General features: G+C 35.0%; 7 protein-coding genes. All 7 read right to left on the minus strand.

What is annotated here, in order from left to right; genetic code table 11:
• On the minus strand, nucleotides 1–174 hold a 174-nt coding region (locus tag RT99_RS25830; RefSeq protein WP_042565630.1), incomplete at its 3' end, for a DUF6370 family protein.
• 3 nt (nucleotides 175–177) lie between these two features.
• Nucleotides 178–1,338: a formate-dependent phosphoribosylglycinamide formyltransferase gene (gene purT / locus RT99_RS15280; RefSeq protein ID WP_042565631.1), complete on the minus strand. Its 1,161-nt coding sequence runs from the start codon at nucleotides 1,336–1,338 to the stop codon at nucleotides 178–180.
• Between the two features lie 10 nt (nucleotides 1,339–1,348).
• On the minus strand, nucleotides 1,349–1,822 hold the full coding sequence (locus RT99_RS15285; protein WP_042565632.1) for a hypothetical protein: 474 nt from the start codon (nucleotides 1,820–1,822) through the stop codon (nucleotides 1,349–1,351).
• A gap of 238 nt (nucleotides 1,823–2,060) precedes the next feature.
• Nucleotides 2,061–3,935, minus strand: a complete 1,875-nt coding sequence (locus RT99_RS15290; RefSeq protein WP_042565633.1) for a U32 family peptidase — start codon at nucleotides 3,933–3,935, stop codon at nucleotides 2,061–2,063.
• A gap of 376 nt (nucleotides 3,936–4,311) precedes the next feature.
• Nucleotides 4,312–4,677 carry a hypothetical protein gene (locus tag RT99_RS15295; RefSeq protein WP_042565634.1) on the minus strand — a complete coding sequence of 122 codons (366 nt, stop codon included), beginning with the start codon at nucleotides 4,675–4,677 and terminating at the stop codon, nucleotides 4,312–4,314.
• 73 nt (nucleotides 4,678–4,750) lie between these two features.
• Nucleotides 4,751–5,296, minus strand: coding sequence for a dihydrofolate reductase family protein (locus RT99_RS15300; RefSeq protein WP_042565635.1), 546 nt, complete (start codon nucleotides 5,294–5,296; stop codon nucleotides 4,751–4,753).
• 116 nt (nucleotides 5,297–5,412) lie between these two features.
• Complete coding sequence (locus RT99_RS15305) at nucleotides 5,413–5,868, minus strand: PA2169 family four-helix-bundle protein (protein WP_042565636.1); 456 nt, start codon at nucleotides 5,866–5,868, stop codon at nucleotides 5,413–5,415.
• Between the last annotated feature and the right edge of the window lie 276 nt (nucleotides 5,869–6,144).

Genomic DNA, 6,144 nt, shown 5'->3' on the forward strand with positions numbered 1-6,144 from the left:
AAAATATGTTTTTCCGTCAATTCGAACAGCTAAATCACAACTTTTGCCTTTCATTCCAAACTGGCATTCACCACAAGAGGCTTCAACAATTTGAGGTTTATCAATTACTTTTTTATTCTGTGCCTGAATTGAAATTCCGATAAACAGGAAAATCGTGAATAGTATTTTTTTCATTTTTTAAGAATTTACAGTGATTAATGTTGCTGTTTTTTTGGCTCTTTCTATGATTTCTTCGATTGGGGTTGCTAATGAATCGTTGCTTAAAACAACTCCCATTCTTCGGTATGGTCTTGAAGTTGGTTTACCAAAAATCCTGAAATCAGTTTTTGGCAATGCCGCTACTTTTTCAATTCCGGTAAAAGTTGGATTTGCAGAATCTTCTGAAGCTAAAATTACAGCGCTTGCTCCGGCTTTTTCTAGTGTAATTTCGGAAATAGGTAAACTTAAAATCGCACGCAAGTGCAATTCGAATTCATTGAAATTTTGTGTTCCGGCCAAAGTTACCATTCCTGTATCGTGTGGGCGAGGAGAAAGTTCTGAGAAATAAACGCCTTCATTGGTCAGGAAAAATTCAACGCCAAAAAGCCCTGCTCCACCAAGTGCTTCAGTAATTTTTTCGGCCATATCCTGCGCTTCATACAAGTCTTTTTCTGAAACTAAAGCAGGTTGCCAGCTTTCCTGATAATCGCCGCGTTCTTGTCTGTGACCAATTGGAGCGCAAAATAAGGTTGGGTTATTATTTTGAGTAATAGTTAAAAGGGTAATTTCCGAATGAAAATCAACAAAAGCTTCTACAATAACTTCAATAACATCTCCACGTGAACCAGCAACGGCATATTCCCATGCTTTTTCGATATCACTTTCGGTTTTAATTGTCGATTGTCCTTTTCCTGAAGAAGACATTAAAGGTTTTACAACACAAGGAATTCCAACTTCCTGAACGGCTTTTTGCAATTCTTCTGCCGAAGTTGCGTATTGATATTTGGCTGTTTTTAGGCCTAATTCTTTTGCTGCCAAATCACGAATGGCTTTACGATTCATGGTAAAGTTGGCCGCTTTCGCTGAAGGAACAACAGTAATACCTTGTTTTTCGTAATCGTAAAAACGTTCTGTGCGAATGGCTTCTATCTCTGGAACTATAAAATCTGGTTTGTGTTTGGCTACAATTCGGTCAAGAGCTTCGCCGTCTAGCATGTTGATGACTTCGAAACCGTGTGCAACCTGCATTGCAGGAGCATTTTCGTAACTATCAACTGCAATTATGGTTTGACCGATTCGTTGCGCGGCAATGACAAATTCTTTGCCTAATTCACCTGAACCGAGGAGTAGTATTTTCATTTTGTTTGATTTAAAGTTTGGGTATTTGGCTTGCTTTTACAATTATTAAACTGCTAATAAAAGTTAGAATCATTATTACTAATGATAAAAATAAAATCATTAGTAAGGAAAACACAATTTGATATTGCATTTGCCAGTGTAAGACACTTGATATTTCATTGATTATTAATCCGCCAATATAAATTGCGAAAAGAAATATTATAAGTTTTGAACCTACTTGAAAAGAAAACTGCGAGCAGGCTTTAAAATAAGGTATGTGGTTTAATGAAGGGGTTATTTTTTTTGCTGAAATTGAAAAGAGACAAACAATTAAAAAGGGAAATAAAACTCCCCAAAAAAGAGGATTCCAAAAGAAACCAAAATCACATATTTGAGCACACAGAGTTACTAAATAGTGTTTTGAAAATATAAAAAATGAGAAAAAAGCAGAAATTAGAATTCCAGCCATAATCGAATATTTTTGGAGACTATTTTTTGATTCCATTTAAATTTGTTTTGAGAGTAAAGATAAAAAAATGGAATTTATTCTCACACAGATTTTGCAGATTCGGGAGATTTAAATTTTAAACAAAAAATTTCTCGCTTTACGATTTGCGTGAGGGATAGAAGTGAAAAGCCCGCAGCCTGACGAAGGAAGAGCGAGGACTTGCAGCGGATAGCCCGACCCGGAGGGACACGCCCAAAATAAAAAACCGATACTTAATTAAGCATCGGTTTGTATTTTAATAAAAATGATCTTCTTCAATTTCAAATTCGGCATCTTTTTCCCAAATTTCCATTTCACATGGCTTACAGTTGAATTTTAGTTTGTATTCAAGCTCGCCTTGTTTTAAAACTAATGGTTCTTTTACTTTAACACCCATGATGTCTTTTTGGTGTATTGGGCATTTTTTTAATTCGTATTTAATGCAATATTTAGTTGTCATAACACGAGATTTTCCCGGATCCCATTGCAATTCGAATGCTTTTTCGATTTCGGTTACACCGTGACGTTCGTAGAATTTACGTGCCGTTTTGTTCGAAACGTTGTACATGAAATCCAATTTGGTTTCAGGATAAGGATGCGACGTTTTTACCAATTGGTGTTCTTCGCGCTTATAATTTTTCAAACGAATTTCGGTTAACTGATCGTAAACTGTTCTTCTCATTTCGTTGATTTTAGAAATAGGAAGGAACCAGTTTTGAGAAAACATTACATTAATTTCATTGGCTGTATAAGGTGTAAAACCTGTCTTTGCCAATTGCGTTTTGATGTTTTCTTCTATTGATTCGCCCGTTTTAGTCTGCTCTTTTGAATGTTCTAAATTTACGGTGCTTACGTTTCCATCTTCATCGGTTGCGATTAATTCAAAACCGGTTTCATTTTCTGTAAGCAATAAAGTCGTGCTGATTTTTCGAACCGCACTATCTTCTCTTTCTACAATTTTGATGAAAGCAGCGTCGTTATTTCGATAAATAAAAGTTCCCGGTTTAATGTCTTTTAAAACGTTTGGATATATTATTCCGTTTTCGGCCTTGTTTACATAAATTCCGTCAGCTTCGTTATTTTCGTTGATAAAACAAAGTCCGTCACCGTTGTTTAGGAATTCGCCGTTTTCGATTTCGTAAGCGTTTCCTATGGTTTTAACCAGCTTGCCAATATATTGTCCTTTTGATTTTGGGCTTTCCCAAGATCCGATACTATGATTTCTATCGTTTACAAAATAGTCAGTATAACCGCGGTTGAAAGTTCTGCTTAGAGAAGAATCGAAAGTATAGGTACAAGTTCCTGATGAAGCTTTCATGTATTTATCGCTTCCTTCGCCTTCTAAGAAACTGTCTAATTTTTGACGTAAAAACGACACGTTGTTTTTTACATAAACAACATCTTTTAATCTTCCTTCAATTTTAAAAGAAACAATTCCGGCTTCAATTAAATTTGGAATTTGATCTGAAATATCTAGATCTTTAATAGAAAGTAAGTGACTGTTTTTGATTAAGGTTTCTCCGTTTCCGTCGATTAAGTTATAAGGCAAACGGCAGTTTTGAGCGCAAGAACCACGATTGGCGCTGCGTTCTCCGTTGGCCACACTCATATAACAGTTTCCACTAAAGGAAACACATAATGCTCCGGTTACGAAAAATTCTAATTCTACATCAGCCTCGTCGTATATTGTTTTAATTTGATGCAGGTTTAATTCACGTGCCAAAACCACACGTTTGATTCCGGCATCTTTAAGGAATTTAATTTTATCAGCGTCACGATTGTTGGCTTGTGTACTGGCGTGAAGTACGATAGGAGGTAACTCCATTTCCATAATCGCCATGTCCTGAATAATCAGGGCATCAACGCCAATTTCGTATAATTCCCAGATCATTTGGCGACACGTTTCCAGTTCGTTGTCGTACAAAATGGTATTCATTACCACAAAAACCTGAGCATTAAATAAGTGGGCATATTGTACTAATGCCGCAACATCTTCAATAGAATTGTTGGCATTCGATCTTGCACCAAATTGAGGCGCACCAATATAAACTGCATCGGCACCACTGTTGATGGCGGCCATTCCTCCAATTAAATCTTTAGCAGGAGCTAATATTTCAATTTTCTTCTTCATTTTTAGAACTTTAGGCTTTTGTGGTATTCATGGAAAAAAGTTTGCAAAGTTCTTATAAATATTCCAAGTTTACTAATGCTGAAAGGACTTTTTTTGAAATAGTTAGGTTATGGAATGATGATATTTAAAAATTGTTCTTTTTTTAAGATTTAATCTAATGGAAAAGTATATCCTACAGCGAATATTCCATTTGATTGTTTAGCTGCCGGATGAAAGTAGCCAGAAATTCCAATCTCGAAATTGTTTTTTCGTCCAATAGCTAATCCTATACTAAATGGAATGTGAAGCAATACGTCGCTCTTGTTGAAATTAACTCCGGGTGTTATAGTTTCGAACTTGCCTATTGAAGTACCAATACCTCCTTCTATAAAAGGAGCTACCCAAGGAATTGGTGCACAAAGCGAACTTTTGCTCCTAATAAAAATGCATTTGTTGTTACTCTGTATTGAGGCTGATTTTGTAATTGTTCATTTTTATCAACTGATGTAAAAATACCTCCAACGTAAGGTCTTACACCAAACCATGAAGTTATTCCAAATGTATATTCTCCTTGCAGATAAAGTCCACCTCCCATAACATCTACTTCATCTTGGGCACCATAGTTTTCGATATAATACGAGCCGCTGCTTGCGAAGCCTATTGAGGCTTTTATAGCATTACCTTCCGTTTGGGCTTTTGTCTGATTAGAAAAGAATAGTAAAAAAAATAGAATTAAAGAAAGATTACGTAAAGTCTGTATCATAAAAGGAATATAGATTTATTAAATGCGGTAAATGTAGTATGTTATGTATAAAAAAAGAACATTAGTAATAAATTTATTTGATTGGCTCGTAGATAAGCTGTACTACTCCAGACTTGAAAACATTTGTTTCAAGCAGCTTTAGTTCTATTCGTTCTTTTAGATCTTCAAACAATGGTTTGCCATTTCCTAAAACTGTTGGATGAACTGATATTCTGTAAATGTCAATAAGATTTAGTTTAATAAATGTTTTAATAAGACTTGCTCCACCGTATAACCAAATATCTTTTCCTGACTGCTTTTTAATTTCATTTACTTTTTGTGAAATATCAGAATTTATGAAAACAGCATTATCATCTTTTATATTTTGACTGGAAAAAACATATTTCTTTTTTGAATGTACTCCATCCCAAAGTACTTTTTCGGCTGGACTTGCATTTTCATCCGGTTGAAAATTACCCCAGGCTTCATAACTCACACGACCGTAAAAAATAGTGTCTATGCCAGATAAGAAACCATCAAAATCCATATCATCATCCATGATACACCAATCAATTTCTCCGTTTGGGCCTTCAATAAAGCCGTCTAATGTTACTGCTAAATCTAGAATTACTTTTTTCATTTTTGAGTATTTTTTGATATAAAAATATGCTATTTCTGTTTTTTATAAAACAAAAAACCTTCTCAATTTTACCAAACTGAGAAGGTTTTCTTTGAAAGAACAAATATCTTTAAATATTAATTCGATTTCATTTTAATTCTATCCAATGTAGATTGAATACTGTTTAATTGTTTCGAAATGATTGCAATTTGGCTTCCGTCAAGTTCATTTTTTTCTAAAGCCATTTTATATTTTTCAACAGCAGCTTCTTCTCCTGTTACGCAGGCATTTACAATCGCTTCTGTATCTCCGCTTGTAAAGGATGATTTAATATCAATCCATGCGCGGTGTAAAGCTCCTAATGGTCCGCCTCCGGAAGTATCTGTTGATTTTCCTAGTTTGTTGATTTCATCTTGTAATTCAACAATAAATAAGGCTCTTTCACGGGCATAATCCAAAAATTCAGCTTTGATTGCGTGATTTTCTACATGTTCTGCGGCGTTTGTATAACCCAGTTTTCCATCTTCCAAAATAGAAATTAATCCGTTTAATGTACTTACTGCTTCTGTCGTTGTTTCATCTGTATGTGTCATGATTTTAATTTTTAAATTAATGTATAATACAAAGTTGGGATTTTATAACACCTTAATTCTTATAGAATTACAATGTGTGTTTATAAGATTGTGGAATGGGAATTTTGAAAGGAAAATTTATTTCTCACGCAGATTTAGCAGATTAGACAGATTTAATTTAATTTTTTAAAACGAAAATTGGTTGTTACCGTTTGCGTGAGGGATAGCAGCGGAAAGCCCACAGCCTGACGAAGGAAGTGCGAGGACTTGCAGCGAATAGCCCGACCCGGAGGGACA

The sequence above is a fragment of the Flavobacterium sp. MEB061 genome, assembly GCF_000834715.1.
In the GTDB taxonomy this organism is placed as follows: Bacteria; Bacteroidota; Bacteroidia; order Flavobacteriales; family Flavobacteriaceae; genus Flavobacterium; species Flavobacterium pectinovorum.